At 52.0% G+C, this 15,832-nt stretch carries 17 protein-coding genes; 8 read left to right on the top strand and 9 right to left on the bottom strand.

Annotated elements, in window-relative coordinates; translation table 11 throughout:
• Window positions 1-193 precede the first annotated feature (193 nt).
• Window positions 194-556 carry a 50S ribosomal protein L7/L12 gene (locus MKY64_RS09955; protein WP_340952571.1) on the top strand — a complete coding sequence of 121 codons (363 nt, stop codon included), beginning with the start codon at window positions 194-196 and terminating at the stop codon, window positions 554-556.
• Between the two features lie 97 nt (window positions 557-653).
• Here the strand turns inward: MKY64_RS09955 and MKY64_RS09950 are convergent, their stop codons facing one another.
• The 5 genes from MKY64_RS09950 to MKY64_RS09930 all read right to left on the bottom strand — a co-directional run bounded on the left by MKY64_RS09950 (window position 654) and on the right by MKY64_RS09930 (window position 6,238).
• The gene (locus MKY64_RS09950; RefSeq protein WP_340952569.1) at window positions 654-1,292 is read right to left on the bottom strand and encodes an ABC-2 transporter permease; all 639 of its coding nucleotides are present in this window, start codon (window positions 1,290-1,292) and stop codon (window positions 654-656) included.
• Window positions 1,285-2,154: an ABC transporter ATP-binding protein gene (locus MKY64_RS09945; RefSeq protein WP_340952567.1), complete on the bottom strand. Its 870-nt coding sequence runs from the start codon at window positions 2,152-2,154 to the stop codon at window positions 1,285-1,287. The genes MKY64_RS09950 and MKY64_RS09945 overlap by 8 nt, the downstream gene beginning before the upstream one ends.
• Window positions 2,151-2,531: a GntR family transcriptional regulator gene (locus MKY64_RS09940; protein ID WP_340952565.1), complete on the bottom strand. Its 381-nt coding sequence runs from the start codon at window positions 2,529-2,531 to the stop codon at window positions 2,151-2,153. The genes MKY64_RS09945 and MKY64_RS09940 overlap by 4 nt, the downstream gene beginning before the upstream one ends.
• 99 nt (window positions 2,532-2,630) lie before the next feature.
• A complete protein-coding gene (locus MKY64_RS09935; protein WP_339314509.1) occupies window positions 2,631-3,311 on the bottom strand; it encodes a succinylglutamate desuccinylase/aspartoacylase family protein in 681 nt (226 codons plus the stop codon).
• A 380-nt stretch (window positions 3,312-3,691) separates the two neighbouring features.
• Window positions 3,692-6,238: a diguanylate cyclase domain-containing protein gene (locus tag MKY64_RS09930; RefSeq protein ID WP_340952562.1), complete on the bottom strand. Its 2,547-nt coding sequence runs from the start codon at window positions 6,236-6,238 to the stop codon at window positions 3,692-3,694.
• 211 nt (window positions 6,239-6,449) lie between these two features.
• Here MKY64_RS09930 and MKY64_RS09925 point away from each other — a divergent pair, with 211 nt between their 5' ends.
• Together MKY64_RS09925 and MKY64_RS09920 are read left to right on the top strand one after the other, a co-directional pair.
• On the top strand, window positions 6,450-6,572 hold the full coding sequence (locus tag MKY64_RS09925; protein WP_268748454.1) for a hypothetical protein: 123 nt from the start codon (window positions 6,450-6,452) through the stop codon (window positions 6,570-6,572).
• Window positions 6,573-6,879: 307 nt separating this feature from the next.
• Entirely contained in the window at window positions 6,880-8,040 is a 1,161-nt protein-coding gene (locus MKY64_RS09920; protein ID WP_340952560.1) for a C45 family peptidase, read from the top strand.
• An 8-nt stretch (window positions 8,041-8,048) separates the two neighbouring features.
• Here the strand turns inward: MKY64_RS09920 and MKY64_RS09915 are convergent, their stop codons facing one another.
• Window positions 8,049-8,576 carry a GrpB family protein gene (locus tag MKY64_RS09915; RefSeq protein ID WP_036726687.1) on the bottom strand — a complete coding sequence of 176 codons (528 nt, stop codon included), beginning with the start codon at window positions 8,574-8,576 and terminating at the stop codon, window positions 8,049-8,051.
• 96 nt (window positions 8,577-8,672) lie between these two features.
• Here MKY64_RS09915 and MKY64_RS09910 point away from each other — a divergent pair, with 96 nt between their 5' ends.
• The 5 genes from MKY64_RS09910 to MKY64_RS09890 all read left to right on the top strand — a co-directional run bounded on the left by MKY64_RS09910 (window position 8,673) and on the right by MKY64_RS09890 (window position 11,945).
• Window positions 8,673-8,843, top strand: a complete 171-nt coding sequence (locus MKY64_RS09910) for a hypothetical protein (RefSeq protein WP_200869561.1) — start codon at window positions 8,673-8,675, stop codon at window positions 8,841-8,843.
• A gap of 147 nt (window positions 8,844-8,990) precedes the next feature.
• On the top strand, window positions 8,991-9,806 hold the full coding sequence (murI, locus tag MKY64_RS09905) for a glutamate racemase (RefSeq protein ID WP_036726685.1): 816 nt from the start codon (window positions 8,991-8,993) through the stop codon (window positions 9,804-9,806).
• Complete coding sequence (locus tag MKY64_RS09900; RefSeq protein ID WP_340952555.1) at window positions 9,803-10,576, top strand: GNAT family N-acetyltransferase; 774 nt, start codon at window positions 9,803-9,805, stop codon at window positions 10,574-10,576. The genes murI and MKY64_RS09900 overlap by 4 nt, the downstream gene beginning before the upstream one ends.
• Before the next feature lie 47 nt (window positions 10,577-10,623).
• Window positions 10,624-10,971 (top strand): DUF4190 domain-containing protein, encoded by a 348-nt coding sequence (locus MKY64_RS09895; protein WP_340952553.1) that lies wholly within the window; start codon window positions 10,624-10,626, stop codon window positions 10,969-10,971.
• Between the two features lie 377 nt (window positions 10,972-11,348).
• Entirely contained in the window at window positions 11,349-11,945 is a 597-nt protein-coding gene (locus tag MKY64_RS09890) for a DUF2441 domain-containing protein (protein WP_340952550.1), read from the top strand.
• Here MKY64_RS09890 and MKY64_RS09885 read toward each other — a convergent pair.
• The 3 genes from MKY64_RS09885 to MKY64_RS09875 form a co-directional block, all read right to left on the bottom strand.
• Window positions 11,923-13,125 carry a response regulator gene (locus tag MKY64_RS09885; RefSeq protein ID WP_339314527.1) on the bottom strand — a complete coding sequence of 401 codons (1,203 nt, stop codon included), beginning with the start codon at window positions 13,123-13,125 and terminating at the stop codon, window positions 11,923-11,925. The genes MKY64_RS09890 and MKY64_RS09885 overlap by 23 nt on opposite strands.
• Window positions 13,122-14,909 (bottom strand): cache domain-containing sensor histidine kinase, encoded by a 1,788-nt coding sequence (locus tag MKY64_RS09880; RefSeq protein ID WP_340952547.1) that lies wholly within the window; start codon window positions 14,907-14,909, stop codon window positions 13,122-13,124. Before MKY64_RS09880 ends, MKY64_RS09885 begins: the two co-directional genes overlap by 4 nt.
• 90 nt (window positions 14,910-14,999) lie before the next feature.
• Window positions 15,000-15,824: a carbohydrate ABC transporter permease gene (locus tag MKY64_RS09875; protein ID WP_209873933.1), complete on the bottom strand. Its 825-nt coding sequence runs from the start codon at window positions 15,822-15,824 to the stop codon at window positions 15,000-15,002.
• Window positions 15,825-15,832: the final 8 nt, after the last annotated feature.

Genomic DNA, 15,832 nt, shown 5'->3' with positions numbered 1-15,832 from the left:
CCTCCAGATGAATTGGGAATCCGCGTACCGTTGAAGCAATAGGTGTACTGTTCCTGTAACTCATTGTAGGGTCCCGCCCAAGCGGATACAATCAACAATCAGGCCTCAAGTGTTCATTCTTCTCTCTAAGGGGTAGTAGAGTATAATGGCACAGGCATCCTTGATGAAACCTGCTACTGAAAGGAGACTACCTATGGACAATATGGATACGATCGATCTCATCGCCATTCTGGCTCTGGTGCTGGCGCTATTGCTTATGCTCAGCGTGTTCAGTCTGAAGAGGCGTGTGAATGAGCTGGAAGCCCGGCTCAATCAAAGAGATCCTTACGGAGGAATGCCCGCTGACCCCTCCTTCAGCCGAACCAGCCATATTCCTGCGCCGATGTTCGTGCAGAACCCGGAGCTGGCACCGGACCTCGAGCGGAGAATCCGCCTGCTAATAGCCGAGGGCAAGAAGATCCAGGCAATCAAGGTCGTGCGCGAAGCGCGGAATCTGGGCCTCAAGGAAGCCAAGGACTTCGTAGAGAACCTGGAACGGAGCGGTAACTTCCGCTGAGTGAACCATGTGTGAATGATCAAGAATGACCTCAGACTGCCACTGGATGGTGGAAGCTGAGGTCATTTTTGTGATGCAGCCTATACCGGCATTGAGACTAAATATCCTTGTTCACATAAATCCGCGACGAAATCAGATAGGAGGCATAAATAATGATCAGGTATGCCAGCACGCCGATGACTACGAGCAGCATATTGTCTGTTTTACCGTCCTGAACCCATTGAGCGAGAGCCGGAAATTCCTTGTTCAAGCTTCCAAATGTAGTGAAACTCAGCATAATGACCATCATAAAAACTATATTGACAAACTGCATTCCTTTTTGCCCTAACCAGTAATACAGCGGGAGATAGAAAGAGGCTAACAGCGGGATAACTGCCGTAATCAGCCCCAGCTCTCTCCAGCGCAGCGGTTCATCCAGCTTGCCCATAGTCACCGCAACCCAGTACATGATTAGGGTACAAATGAGACTGAATAGCGAGAGTGGAATGATCGTCAGATATTTGGCTTGAATCAACCGCTGTCTCGGCACCGGGAGCGTGGCCAGAAACTTCTGGTTGTTATGCTGCATATCAATGGTACAGGCGTTAATCAGCAGCAATAGTGCCGGCAACAACGAGAATACCGTATAGGCTTGTGCATTGGAATATAACATAAGTACAAAATAGGGAATCAGCAGCAAAGCGAACTTCCGGGTAAGTATGAAGTCTTTGCGGATTAGCGCAATGGAGTTATGCATGAGCTTCGTCCCCTTTTACCGTATAATACATAATCTCTTCCAGCGTAGGTGTCTCGCAGATTGCCGTGTCCCTGAAATAACGTTCACCCTCCGCGCGGTTGCTAATCAGGCCCTCGAATCCCAGCCCGTTCTCCCGCAACCCCACGAACCACTGGCGTACATCCCGGTCCAGCAGCTCTTTCCCGCCTTTGACCAGCAAATAGCGCTCGCTCAGACTCTCCTTCATCTCATTGAAGATGATCCGTCCCTCGTTAATAAATACAATATAGTCGGCAATCCGGTCCAGATCTGTGGTGTTATGAGTCGAGAACAGAATCGACTTCTTCTCATCCTGAATATGCTCACTGAGCAGCTCCAGCATCTCCCGGCGGAAGATCGGATCAAGCCCCGAAGTAGGCTCATCCATAATCAGCAGATCGGCACCATGGGACAGAGCGATGGCGAGCGAGAACTTGATCTTCATCCCCTTCGACAGATCCTTGATTCTCTTACCCGGCGACAGCTTGAACTGCTCCTGAAATCTCAGATATGTATCGTTGTCCCAGCCTGGATAGAACGGAGCAATAATATTCTTCATCTGCTTCACGGTCATATTCTCATAATAAAAGCTCTCATCCGAGACGTAGCCGATCCGCCCCCGAATCGCTGCCTGCTCCTGATGGTTGTTCTGGCCGAAGACCCGGATGTCCCCTTGGTCCTGCGAGATTAAGCCCATTATCATCTTGATCATTGAGGTCTTACCTGCGCCATTCGGGCCGATCAGCCCGGTAATGTAGCCCTCCTTGATAGATAACGAAATATCCTTCAGCTCAAAACGGTCGTAGCTCTTCGTTACATGGTCTAGCTCAATTACAGTTCTCATTCCTGTTCCTCCTCATAGAGCAGCTTCAGCATCTCCGCGAGTTCAGCGTATTCCATGCCCAGCTGTCTGCTCTCGTCAATAATCTCCTTCAGCTTGCCCTCTACCATCCGCAGCCGCTGTTCCCGGATATATTCCTGATCGGCCCCGGAGACAAAAGATCCCTTGCCGACAATCGAGTTGATCAGCCCCTCCCGCTCCAGCTCCTCATAAGCCCGCTTTGTGGTAATGACGCTAATCTGCAGCTCCTTCGCCAGTAAGCGGATCGATGGCAGCGGCATACCCGAGAGTAGCTCGCCTTGGAGAATCATCTGGCGGACCTGCCCCACAATCTGGGCGTAGATCGGTTCGCCAGATGTACTTGATATCACGATATTCATGCAGCAGCATCAGCTTCCTTTGTGTTTGTTGTAACTAGTGTATATATATAATATATACACTATATTCAGTTGTGTCAATCCCTTGTGTCATCCCCTTAATTAGCCGATCATCCCCTGAGACCGCAGAAAGTGGTAGACGATCTCACTCTGCAGCCTTACTCTTAAGGCATAGTCCAGGCTCCAGCAGGTCTCTACGGTCACCGCCCGGGCACCGAGCAGGCGCTGAAAGGCCATCCGGGAAGTTCCTGCACGCTCCCTATGCCGTATGTTGAAGCGGTAAGCTCTATTCGTGATCGTCTGATTCATCCGCTTCACAATTTGCTTCGCCAGTCCATGCGCCCGGCTGACCGGGCTGATGATCAGGGTCTGGCCGACCCGCTTCGGATTCAGCTCGGACAGCCCGTTCGCCTCATGCAGATCCAGCACCCACGAAGGGCGGTAGCGCAAGGCAAGCTGCCATACAGCTGCCGACAACGGATGACGGGCCGGGGCGCCTTGTCCGCGCGGGAAGGTACGGTTCAGGTCAGGATTCCCGCGAATCCCCTTGCGCCGTGCGATTTGGTTCACCAGCGGGACGATAATCAGCTTCCCTGAGCGCAGCATCAGATCTCCCCGGCTGAGCCGGCTGGCGATGCCTTGCGCTGCACGGCTGCTCGCCGGCTCATTGCCGTGAACACCGGAGATGATCATGAATACAGGTCCGGGGACGCCGCTGCTAATGACATAATAAGGTGTGGCATAGGGCGTTCCTGCCGCCAGTGTATGCTTCTCTACAGACAATGCGGTTCACCTCGCTCTGGATAATGCGGATCATGTGGATGATGGTATACAAGATTCTGGACAGCACCAACGGTTACTCTGTAATGTATGCGGATTACCTGCGGGGGATTGGACGAATAGGACAGCAAAATAACCCCACAAAGTGGAGCTTTAGCGTAGGTGATGACTCAAAAACTTTGCGGGGGCCCCAAAACATATAAACTCTATCTAAAAAAGCCGGACAAGTCCAATATGGACTCATCCGGCTTCTTCTCTGGATGCACGATAGTACTAGCGGGTGTCAAGTAGAAACGGCTTCGTAGTCCTTTTAAAGGACGGTATCGTTTCAGCGAGAAATAGAAGGATAGTTTATAGTGTGAAGCATATAAATTCTTATATTTTTAATAAAACACGACCTGGTTCTTCCCGGCAGACTTCGCCTCATAAAGAGCCTTCTCCGCCTTGGCAATGAAGTCAGACGGGCGGTCAGAGGGAACCGGTACCTTCAACAGGCCGCCTATACTTACAGTGACCACCCCTTCCTCTTCAAAGCGGTCGCGGGGAATCTGCAGATCAGAGACACCTTGACGGACGGACTCGGCTAATTGCTCCGCCTGGGAGGCGGACGCACCCGCCATCGTGAGGATGAAGTTCGCCCCGCTGAAGCGGGCCACGAAGGTGCCGTGCGTGATGCTGATGATATTCAGTACATCGGCTACCGACTGGATGCAAAGATCGCCGCCCTTCAGCCCGTGTACCGCATTATAGGAATGGAAATCATCGATATCAATCGACAGCAGCAGCAAGGGTTCCCGGGTATTCAGCGTATCCTCCCAGCGCTGATCCAGCTCATGCACAAGGGCCTGGCGGTTCGGCAGATCGGTTAGTGAATCGGTCGTCAGATAGCTTTGCATCTGATTGGCCGCATCGATATAGGCTTCACCCTTCGCCTCTGTACCGGTTCCAGTGTTAAGCACCGCCATAATGGATGGTCTGCCGCCATGAATGACCGAAGCCAGACTCAGGCTTACGTCCAGCGGTTGCCCGTCGCTGCTCACGAACTGTCCCTGATCAGATACGAACTGGGTCACATTCTGGCTCAGGTCTGTGAAGTGCTGCTCCAGGGCTGGCCTGTAAGACTCCTGCACATAGTTCAGGAACGGCTGCCCGATCAGGGATTTTCCTTTCTCTTCACCTATCAGCTCCACTGCACGGTTATTGCAGTAGGCGATCACATCATCGGTAATCATGAAAAAGGCTACCGGAGACAGATCCATCAGCTGCAGATACCGCTGTTCGTTGTGGCGCAGACTGCGGGCATTCTGCAGGGCCTGTTCTTCCGCCTGACGCAGCTGGTTCTCGGTCTGTCCGCGCAGAATAGATTTGAGCTGAGGCAGAATGTTAAGATGCTGCTCTCTCCACGGAAGTGAGGTGGACTGAACCACCTGCCGCCATTTCTCAAAGGACTTGCGGGGAGACAGGCGCTGTCCGTCATTCTCCTGAATGACGGCCTTAGCCGGATCTCCGGCCCAGTCCACAATCTCGACCACCTCAGGCCTGAACCAGATCATGTAATTCTGTTGTCCTGGAGTCAGGGCGAGATAGATGACACCGGAGGCTTTATTCTTGTAAGCTTTGGCTGATTCATATTCCAGACTGAGCCTGGAGGTGCAGTAGGTGTAATCCTTCGACTTCCCTGCCAGCCAGCCGGCAAGCTCCCGCACCTGCTCCTGGGAGGGTGCTACTCCGAACAGCATCAGCTTGTCCTGATAACACACGGCTGCGCCGGAGGCCTCCATCATCCCCAGTAGTGTCTGCTCTTCATCGCCGAGCTGTTCAATCACCCGGGAAGAGCTGACGTTACCTGTGAAAATATCGACAATCCTCATCGCCTTGGTCCGCAGCTCCAGCTCCGTCTGATAATTGTCGAGCTGCTGACGCTGGTACAGTTCACTGGAGAAGAAGGCGCCCAGGAAATTACACAGATTACGGATACGGTGCGGGACATACTTGGGAGAATAGTGATGACAGGTGATCAGTCCCCAGAGCTTGTTATTATTGATCAGCGAGATGGTGGTCGTTGCGCCTACCCCCATATTCTGCAAATACTCAATATGGAGCGGAGACACACTACGGAGGATGGACAAGCTGAGGTTCAAGGGCTTACCGGTAAGCGGCTGCAGCACCGGGGTGATCGGAACCGGAAGATAGTTCACATCAACGATTGTCCGCAGCCAGTTGCGCAGATACAGCTCACGTGCCTGCTTCGGAATGTCAGACGCAGGATAATGATGGCCAAGGAACGGTTCCAGTCCTTCTTCCTTGGCTTCCGCAATCACCTTGCCGTTCCACTGTTCATCGAATTCGTAGATCATGACCCGGTCATAACCAAGCATCTCCTTCACCTGCTCGGCGGCGGCCTGGCTGGCTTCGAGACGGTTCGCCGTATGCTTCAGCCGTCCGAAGAACGTGCGGATCCAGTCGAAGTCATTGGGGCTGTCGCTCTGATCGATGGAGGCAGGCTCCAGTTCAACGATCATCAGACCTTCACTTTCGTGAATGATGCAGAAGAAGTCCTCCGGCTGATCTGCCACTTTAATCGTTATAACTATATATTGTAAATCTGCTGTTTCTTTCGCATTCACACTGCGTTCAAGCATCATCTTCAGCTGCTCCGGGCCTACCAAGTCAGCCATAGGCGTTCCTAACAGTGCTTCGGCAGCTGTTCCCAGTAACTTACCCGTATTCAGACTGGCTTGGACAATCCTAGGAGCTGTGTCCTGAGTTACGGCCAGCAATACACCATGCGGCTGAATAAGTCCGGGAATATGGATGGGCTCCTTCTCGCAGTTATTAAGATCCACGGGTTCCTTGGGGTCCAGCCCGGCTTCATTCAACAGGGTCCGGTTCAGCGGCTGATTCTCATGTTCTGTATTAAAATCTGACATAGGTGCAATGCCTCCATTGAAGTAAATGATTTCTAAGCTGTTTTGGCGTAGGTTCATTCTAACTTAATTTGGGCAACAATAACAAACATAAGTCTGGTCTGCACAGCCTGTTTTGGCTTGTATTACAGTCTTGGAATAATTATGTATAATATGGATGGATAGAGCATAACCTGTGACGGCTAATCCATTCCTATACTCCGAGGTGACCGTAATGCGGCGAACCAAACGTTCAGGTAGAGAGATTGTTTCTTTTCTGCTAAGCGCCTTCTCCATACTGATCATTGCCTTCTTCCTCATCCGCTATGTGCTTCAGACCGTTTCATTCGCACCTTAACAGCCTGCCCACGCAAAAAGGAGCATTTGGGGGAAATGCTCCTCTTCGGCTTGCATATACCAAGTATTAGGTTGCACTTCCGGAAGAATTGTAATCCGAAAGTCTTACCAATAATTTACCTTAAAAACCTCAATAATACAAGTATTTCCTTCTATTCCAGTGAAAATGTGACTAATTCATAACAGCGCTTCGCCGCTTGGCTGCGCATCCGGGGATTTGGGGCGCAGCAGGCTTTGCCGCCTGATCTATACGCCCGTTATAATGAACCTACTCTGCGCAGAGAATAACCGAGAGAAGGAACATTCACATGGATGCTAATCCCCTGTTACAGCGCAAGACCGCACAATTTACACATCTCGTTACCGAAGGCACTCATTATGAGGTCGGACGCGCCTTGGGCGCCCATCATAAGAATAACTCCGCCATGCTATCCTTCTTGTCCTCCCCCTTCATGGGAGCCTCCCCGCTGACTCCCTATGCTGCAGACAAAGCCATGGAGAGCTTCGAGCGCTACTGCCCCGGCTTGAATGAAGAAATTCAAGGCTTCGCCGATGAGACCGGCGTAGAGGCCGCCCATGTCGTATTCTATTATTCCTATTTTCAGGCACCGGGCCACTGCACACAGGCAGCCTACCGAACTGGAGCAAGTGGGGAACAGAGCGGACATATCTGTCATATGCGTAATTATGATTTTGGCTGGGAGGATGAGCCGTATAATCAGCTGCTGCTCAGCACAACCCGGGTGAAGGGCAAACCGGCGCATACCGGCTTTGCGCTGCAGCTGTTCGGGCGTTATGACGGGATGAATGAAGCAGGACTTACCGTAACCACCACCTCGGGGAGAGTCCGGCCGGAGATGACCGGGGAGGGCTTTATTTTTCCAGGCGTAGTCCGGGCCTTGCTGGATCAATGTACTACCGCGGAAGGGGCGGTCCAGCTCATGCGCAGCATGCCGGTGGCCGACTACAGAAACTTCCTGATCTCTGACGCCCAGGGGAACATCGCCCTTGTGGAGACGGCTGGTACCGAGAAAGAGATCCAGTACCATCCTGCTACTGCTGCCAGCTTAAGCGTAAGCCAGCTTGTGCTCTCGGCGAACCATTACACCCTGCCCTCCATGCAGCTACACAATCAGCAAGTCATGGAGAACTCATGGACAAGATATGACGCGCTGCGTGCAGCACTTATGGACGATAACACCTCTATCAATCCTGTAGAAGCCATGAAAGCTGCCGCAGGACGCGAATATCCCGAAGGGATCTGCTGTCACCATTACAGCGAAGGCTTAGGCACCTTATGGTCCATGGTCTGTGACAACACAGCCCGCGAGCTGCATATCTGTTTCGGTTCCCCGCAGTTAAACGGCTGGAGAACATTCGGGTTCCTTGACCCGGCGGGAATGCGTGTATACGAGGCAGTGCTGCCGGGCAAGCCGTCCGCTGAGGGATTCTGGACCCGGCCCAGGTAAGCTCACCCTCACTCCTGCTGCTGTGACGCCTTCCGCAAAATAGACTGCACAAACGCGGTCTTCCCGTCACAATACGCATCGATATCATAACGGTACGCTTCAGCCAGCCGCTGCTTGACCGCCTGATATTCCTCCCGGGCAGCGGGATGGCTGCGCAGATAATCACGGAACCGGATATGCTCCACGTAACCCTTGCCGTCCTTGGGACATACATAAAGATGGTATTTCATGAATCCGTCATCCTGGTTGCTCTTGAAGGCTTCCCGGCCCTCAATGCCCATATTACCCTGATGCTCATAACCGAACGCATGCAGTCTGCGGATGATCTCCGGCAGCTGGTCATAGCTCTCCATCACCAGATCGATATCAATCACAGGCTTGGCCCACAGTCCTTCAATCGAGGTGCTGCCCACATGCTCCGCTGCGATAATCAGATCTCCGGCGATCTCCAGCATCCGCTTCTCAATTCTGCTATATTCCGCCTTCCAGGCCGGATCATACGGAACCACCTCTACAACCTTAGTCTTCTCAGCCATAATCCCTCTCCTCCTTCGGCTATAACCTGTACCCGCCACTGGAATAAAATACAAACCTCTATCTCATACTAACCCGCAGAGACGGAGGTGAACAGTATGCCCAAGAATAGTGCAGACCCGAAGCATGACCGTGCAGATAACCGCGCCGATTCTAAAAACAACCAGCAGAATCACGCCAGCATCAGCGAAATCCCCCAGATGGTGACTCCTGATAAAGCAGCAGATGTCGTGCCGAGTCTAAACGGCGTGACCAAGAACGAGAGCTGATTTCAGCTTTGATATGCTTATTGTCCAGGCTTCCCTCTCCGGCAACAGAGGCGGAAGTCTGGTCTTTTATCCATGCGCTATAGTTCTACAATAAGTCTAATGATAGAATAATAGAATCCTTTTAATAATGACGGAAAGAGTGGACATATGCGAATTGGATTTTTTGACTCCGGAATTGGCGGGTTAACGGTGCTTCATCAGGCGCTTAAGCTCTTGCCGCAAGAGGACTACCTCTTCTATGCAGATACAGACCATGTTCCCTACGGGGAGAAGACAAAAGACGAAGTCAGGGAATACATCCTGCAAGCGGTAGATTTTATGGCCAGTCAGCATATCAAAGCGTTGGTTATCGCTTGTAACACAGCCACCAGCATCGTAATCGAAGAGCTGCGGCAGCGGTATGACTTTCCGGTCCTCGGGATCGAGCCGGCAGTCAAGCCTGCGGTTGAACAATCGGAGGGCAAGCAGAAGAAGGTGCTGGTACTGGCCACCCGCTTAACGCTTCAGGAGAAGAAGTATCATGATTTGGTGCACCGTATCGATCACGGGGAGATTGTAGATAGTCTGCCGCTTCCCGGGCTGGTTCAGTTTGCGGAGCATTTTGATTTTGACGAAGAGAGAATTATTCCCTATCTGAAAAGTGAGCTGGCACACTTGGACCTTAAGCGGTACAGCACGGTGGTCCTTGGATGTACCCATTTCCCCTACTTCGAGGGAAGCCTGCGGAAGATATTCCCCGAAGGGGTGAACTTCATCTCCGGCAGTCTCGGAACCGCCAGGCATCTGAAGCAGATTCTTCAAGCAGGGGGCCGGATCAATGAGGGGACGGGCGATATCCTTTTTTACAGATCCAGTGTCCAGGTAGAGGATCCTGCATTGTTATCTCAATATGAGTGTCTGTTCCAGCGTCTGGATGACATTGAACTATCTATTAATCTGAGTAAAAGGAGTGATCCCGCATGAGTCACTATACAGCCATAATGGAAAGATTACGCCGGAATCCGCTGAAGAATGTTACGCTGCTCAAAATGATGACGGCGTATCATGCTCAGATCGACAGCGTGCTGATTGAACAGCAGGAGGAGTGGGGCGTGCTGCTGCTTATGCCTGCCGCAACCTTCGGCTATGATCACCGGACCTACCCGGAGGCTGACACCGTTGTGCTGATGGACTACAGCAGTCCTGAGGTCTTCCCTGCCCTGCTCAAGCGGTTGCCGCAGGACGCCAACCTGGTCTTCAAGCTTCAGGAGGATGCATACCGTCAGGCGCTGGAACCGTATTTCGCACTGCGGCGGGTCCGTAGTCTCTATTCTTATTCTTCGGCCGAAGGCCAGGGGTTCAGCGCAGATGAGGCCTGCACGGTCAGTGAAGCTATCGATGAACGGCTGCTGCCGCTGTGGATGGCGAATGATTATTCGCTAGAGGAAATCACGCAGTATTTTGAAGACGGGGCGTTCGCTGTGACGTTATTTGACGGGGATACGCCACTCAGTACATGTATGGTGTACCGCAATGAGGAGCGAATCTGGGAGATAGGCGGCGTACGTACCATAGAAGCTGCCAGACAGCGGGGGTTGGCACAGCGTGTAGTCCGTACAGCAGTCTTCCATACCCTGAAGCGGGGCTACATTCCCAGGTACCAGGTGCTGGAGAACAACCTCGCCTCCATCCGCCTCGCCGAATCCATTGGCCTTACCCGCGCTGTTACGCTGGAGCACTGGGTTAATTATTGATGGATTGAATAGGAGCATTCGCTCACTACCTATGAAGGAGTTAGATTATGAATAATCCCCTTCCACCCTATGGCGAACAGAATTACTATCAGCAGTACCCGAAGCCTCCGCAGGAGCGAACGAACAGCAAAGCGGTTGCAGCACTTGTGCTGGGTATTCTCTCCATCGTAATACCTTACGTCGGCATCCTGTTTGGGATTACCGCAATCATTCTGGCTTCACTTGCCTTCAAGGAGATCCGTTACAGCTATGAGCAAGGCCGGGGATTGGCGATTGCCGGACTGGTCTGCGGAATAGTCTCCACCTTTATTTATACCATTCTCATCATCATGTTTGTTTTAACTATTCTGCTATTCAATAGTGCACAGACTACGATGGGTTATGTTGTGTTTTAGGTGAAACGGCCTCAACATGCCCACTGCACTATTTTAATTCCATAATTGCAGTAAGGTATGAAGCTGCGTTCATAGCTAATATTCAGAAATAAGTGTATTCGGTGCAACTAAAAACAATAAAAACGAAGGCACACCTCTCTTAACTGTATTCCATACAACTAAATTTGGCGGAATGGGCGAAAAGACGGATACAGAAGCATTTTAGTTGTACGAAATACAGCTAAACAGAGATTCAGCGGCACATCCGGCGATTTAGTTGTACAGATTGCAACTAAGCCTATCTCTTGCACCTAATCAAGCACAGCCACCTTCAGCAAGTGATGAGTTAAAGGTAATTTTCACACGTTTAAATCAGATATTCTACTAGGAGGCAGACTATGCAAGCAAGCGAAAGGTACGTTTACCACATTGTAACCCGGAAGAAGATGGCCCTGAATCAAATCATTCATTTTGACAACCAGCAAAAAAACACCTTGTATCACTACTTTTTTGAGCAAGAACAGTTGAATTCCAAAGGGGAAGACGTTATTCAAATCCTGCACGGCAATTATACTGATGACGGTTTGAAATTGGATAAAGAGGATGCAGATGTTACGGTTAAGTATGCGGAGCAGACCATCCGAGCGGTTCGAGAGGTGATCGTTGAAATGGTAAGGCTACAGGAACATCCTGAGTATCCTTCACGTTTGTCTTGCTTATACGCAGCAAAGAGCTATGAAGACGCCCTGATGTGGAAAAGCATATTCGATTCTTATCACCGGAAAGTGTTGCAGATCGTGAAACTTAAGGTCACTGGAGCTATTTTTGAAGGTGACGGCAGTCTATTACCCAAGGAAGACGGGGCCCCATTCTCCCGTAAAATCGAACAAGCCAGAGAATACTGGAAGGGTAATCTCAGTAACGCGCTCCCAGAGCTGTTGATTAACGGAAGAATCGAAGTCGTAGACATCCTCACAGAGTACCCTTGCTCCTAAGAATGCTGATGCTCTCCTGCTGGCGGTATTCTGTGGGGGTAAGGTTGTATTTCTTGCGGAACATTTGGGTGAAATGGCGCATGTCCTGGTAGCCTACCCGCTCTGCGATATCGGCCAGCTTCAGCCCCGGATTCAGTAGTAGCAGCTTCGCCTGCTCCAGCCGCAGCGAGGTGACATATTCCTTGTACCCCTGCCCCGTCTTCTGCTTGAACAGCTGGCTGAAATACGCCGGATTCAGGAACACCACCGAAGCTATTCTCTCCAAAGACAGCTCCTCGTAGAAATGCTCCTTAATGTAGTGCAGCGCCACTTCAATCGCCTTCTCCCCACTCCCCTTGAGCGGCTCAAGCGGCGGCCCCTGGAAGGCCGAAGCCTCCCGCATCCGCTTCACGATCTGCGGCACCGTATGGAAGTCACAGCTCCGCCCGGAATAGATCATCTGAAAAGGGATTTTCAAATAATGCGTCAGATGCGTCTTCACCTCCTCCTGGAACTGCTCTACCCGGACGCTCTCGCCCGGTGAGATCAGGCCCAGCAGGTGCTGGCGGTCATAGCTGACCACGAAGCCCCGCCCATACCGCTCGATCAGCTCGGAGAGAACATTCTCGACAATGAAATGCTCCAGCCGGGCGCTCTGATCCCCAGGCTCCAGCTGAACCATCACCAGATAGAAGGAGTGATAATCTTCAATGAACGCGTCGATGTCCAGATTCCCGATATCCAGCCCGGAGGCCAGCCGCTGAAAAACCCCCTCGCGCAGGAACCGCAGACTGGCCTTCAGCCGCTCGCCTTGCCGCGAGAGCTGGTTGTCCTGCTGGATTTCGATTGTCAGGCTGTCGATCAGCTCGGTCAGCTTATGCTTACCGATCGGCTTGAGCAGATAGTCCCGTGCTCCCAGCCGGACCGCTTCCTGGGCATAGGAGAATTCGCTGTGGGCAGAGATGACAATCCATTTCACATACGGATACCGGCGTTTCGAGATTTTCATGAATTCCAGCCCGTTCATGCCCGGCATTAGAATATCGGTCAGCACGATATGGATGTGCTGCTCTTCCAGAATCTTCACCGCTTCCTCCGCCCGCTCAGCCACGAACACCTGATGCTCTGCACTAATCTGCTTAATCGTACGCTTGATGCCTTCACGGATGGCCCGTTCATCATCGGCTATAAGAATATTCATCCCGGCAGCTCTCCTTCCACTGGAATAGGCAGCACGATCGCCACCTGCGTCCCCTCACCGGGGAAGCTCTGAATCTGCAGACCGTAACCCTCTCCGAACATGAACCGCAGGCGGCGGTGCAGGTTCTGGAGTCCGATCCCGCTTTTGCCGCCTTCTCTGCCACTAGCGCCAGAATTATCCGGACCATCCACATTCAGCGACTCCTGTAGCCTTGCAAGCTGCTCCCCGTTCATTCCGTCCCCGTTATCCTCCACAATTAGCTCAAGGTGGTCGTCCTCTTGCCGGGTGTACACCTTAAGAATCCCCTGACGCGAGAGCGGCTCCAGTCCATGCTTGACCGCATTCTCAATGACCGGCTGCACCGTCATCTTCGGGACCCTTATGTTCAGCCAGCGTTCATCGATATCCGTCACGATTACGAGGCGGCCCTCCAGACGGATCGAGATAATCTTCAGGTAATGCCCGATCTGCTCCAGCTCCTCCCTCAGGCTCACCTCAGCCCCGTCTTCCCACTGGCTGCTGTAGCGGAACATTGAGGACAGCGACAGCACCAGCTCGCCAAGCTGTTCATTGCCCTCCTCATCGAGCATCCAGTAGATCATATCCAGCGTATTGTATAGAAAATGCGGGTTCACCTGGGACTGCAAAGCGTGCAGCTCCGCATTCTTTTCGCTGACCGAGGACAGCTTGACCCGCTCAATCAGCTCCTCGATCCGCCGGACCATCCGGTTGAAGGAAGCGACCAGAATGTTAATCTCCTGATACGAAGAGACCTTGACCATGCCGCCGAAGTTCCCCACCTCTACCTGGCGCATCTCGCGGATCAGCTTCTTCAGCGGCGAAGAGATGGTCTGCGATACGATCGAAGCAATCAGCGTGGAGACCAGAATGAGCGCCGAGATCACGATCAAGAGATAACGCTTCATCTCCACCAGCTCCACATTCAGATCCTTATCCGGAGTAATACTCATCACCCACCAGCCCGAGAAAGACAGCTTAGACGCCACAACCAGTTGGCCGCGCTCCTGCTGAACCATCACATGCTCCGAAGCGGGGAGCTTAGGCAGACGGGCAGTGTCCGGCTGCGGATCTGTGGCCGAGGTGACAAACCGTCCATCCGGGGACATCAGGTAGACCTGGCTGTGCGCGCCCAGCTTCAGATTCTCCAGCGCGTCCAGCACCGGCTGCGGGTCCGTCTCATACAGCACGATGCCTATCGGCTTATGCTCATTCAGGTCATAGAGCTGCCGCCCGAAGGCGAAGACCGGACTGTCCTCCACCTGGTCGATCAGGGAGTGCGGGTACACCCCGAGCCAGACCATTTTCCCTGAGGAAGCCTGCAATTGCCGGTACCAGTCCTCCTGCCTATAATTCGGATCGACCACATTCATATAGTTGCCATAGTTGTAGATCTTGCCGCGGTCCGTGATCACATGAATACCCACCAGATCGTCCCGCGAATAAAAAATCGAGCCGATGATATTCGTCACCGTCTGCTCATTGATATAGGCCACCGCCGGCCCGTCCGTCTTCTCATTAATCAAGCGGATCATCTCGAAGTTATTGCTGAGCGATTTGGACAAGGCGTCATACCCCTTATAGAGAAGCGTGAATAAGCCTGCGCTCTGGGCGACGTTTTTTTGCGACAAATCACCGATCTTCTCATGCAATTGGTCTGTAGTCCGGTTATAGTACAGCAGGCTGACAATAAGCAGAATACTGGACATGCAAAAAAGAAACAGCAAGAACAACCGATGATGAATGGAATGAAAGCCGAGCTTCATAAGACTCTCCCCTTTACGCACCTGTTCTGCCGTTTCCTATTATAAAACTTTTCCATTTTTATGCAATGAGGGAATTCAGCACGCTTACCCCTATCCCTTAACCGCTCCGGCCACCATCCCTTTGGTAATCTGATTCGACAGGAAGAAGTAGATCAGAATTACCGGCAGCGCGCCCATCACCAGGAAGGCCCCGATATTCCCGTAATTGACCGAATACTGGCTCACGAAGGTATAGACCCCGAATGGAAGGGTTTTGAGCCTCTCTGACGAGATGAACGTGGCGGCCAGGATGTACTCGTTCCAGATATTGATGAAGGTTAAGATACATACGGTCATGACAGGCGGAATCGACACCGGCAGGATAATGCTGCGGAAGATCCGGTACACGCTCGCCCCGTCGATGAACGCCGATTCTTCGATCTCATGTGGAATAGCTCTCATGAAGCCGCTCAAGATGAACACGGCGATGGGAGTCGAGAACGCGATGTACGGCAGAATCAGCGACCAGTGGGTGTTGAGAATATGCATGTTTTTGAAAATAATCATCAGCGGCAGCAGCGTGGCCTGCATCGGAATCATCATCCCCATCAGGAAAATGGTCATCACGACATTGCCGTATTTCCACCGGAACCGGGAGATCGCATAGGCCGCCATCGAAGCCAGCAGAATGACACAAATCATCGTAAGGGCGGTAACGAACACGCTGTTCGACAGGTACTTCAGATAACTGCCCGAGGTGTAAGCCTCATAGTAGTTATGCCACTGGAATTTTCGCGGAAAAGAAAAGAAGCTCCCGTCCTGAATCTCCTCATTCGTCTTCAGAGAGTATAACAGGAGCCACAGCAGCGGGTAGAGCTGGGTAATGACAGGAATGGCAAAAAGAAGATACACGATTCCTTTTTTAAGCTTACGCATGGTCCGCG

This window comes from Paenibacillus sp. FSL R7-0210, from assembly GCF_038009085.1.
Classification (GTDB): Bacteria; Bacillota; Bacilli; order Paenibacillales; family Paenibacillaceae; genus Paenibacillus_AQ; species Paenibacillus_AQ silagei.
This window is presented reverse-complemented; position numbering and strand designations above follow the sequence as displayed.

Excerpts from the sequence above, each read along its gene's own strand:
- MKY64_RS09955 (WP_340952571.1), top strand. The coding sequence starts at position 194 with ATGGACAATATGGATACGATCGATCTCATCGCCATTCTGGCTCTGGTG.
- MKY64_RS09950 (WP_340952569.1), bottom strand. The coding sequence starts at position 1,292 with ATGCATAACTCCATTGCGCTAATCCGCAAAGACTTCATACTTACCCGG.
- MKY64_RS09945 (WP_340952567.1), bottom strand. The coding sequence starts at position 2,154 with ATGAGAACTGTAATTGAGCTAGACCATGTAACGAAGAGCTACGACCGT.
- MKY64_RS09940 (WP_340952565.1), bottom strand. The coding sequence starts at position 2,531 with ATGAATATCGTGATATCAAGTACATCTGGCGAACCGATCTACGCCCAG.
- MKY64_RS09930 (WP_340952562.1), bottom strand. The coding sequence starts at position 6,238 with ATGTCAGATTTTAATACAGAACATGAGAATCAGCCGCTGAACCGGACC.
- MKY64_RS09925 (WP_268748454.1), top strand. The coding sequence starts at position 6,450 with ATGCGGCGAACCAAACGTTCAGGTAGAGAGATTGTTTCTTTTCTGCTA.
- MKY64_RS09920 (WP_340952560.1), top strand. The coding sequence starts at position 6,880 with ATGGATGCTAATCCCCTGTTACAGCGCAAGACCGCACAATTTACACAT.
- MKY64_RS09915 (WP_036726687.1), bottom strand. The coding sequence starts at position 8,576 with ATGGCTGAGAAGACTAAGGTTGTAGAGGTGGTTCCGTATGATCCGGCC.
- MKY64_RS09910 (WP_200869561.1), top strand. The coding sequence starts at position 8,673 with ATGCCCAAGAATAGTGCAGACCCGAAGCATGACCGTGCAGATAACCGC.
- murI (WP_036726685.1), top strand. The coding sequence starts at position 8,991 with ATGCGAATTGGATTTTTTGACTCCGGAATTGGCGGGTTAACGGTGCTT.
- MKY64_RS09900 (WP_340952555.1), top strand. The coding sequence starts at position 9,803 with ATGAGTCACTATACAGCCATAATGGAAAGATTACGCCGGAATCCGCTG.
- MKY64_RS09895 (WP_340952553.1), top strand. The coding sequence starts at position 10,624 with ATGAATAATCCCCTTCCACCCTATGGCGAACAGAATTACTATCAGCAG.
- MKY64_RS09890 (WP_340952550.1), top strand. The coding sequence starts at position 11,349 with ATGCAAGCAAGCGAAAGGTACGTTTACCACATTGTAACCCGGAAGAAG.
- MKY64_RS09885 (WP_339314527.1), bottom strand. The coding sequence starts at position 13,125 with ATGAATATTCTTATAGCCGATGATGAACGGGCCATCCGTGAAGGCATC.
- MKY64_RS09880 (WP_340952547.1), bottom strand. The coding sequence starts at position 14,909 with ATGAAGCTCGGCTTTCATTCCATTCATCATCGGTTGTTCTTGCTGTTT.
- MKY64_RS09875 (WP_209873933.1), bottom strand. The coding sequence starts at position 15,824 with ATGCGTAAGCTTAAAAAAGGAATCGTGTATCTTCTTTTTGCCATTCCT.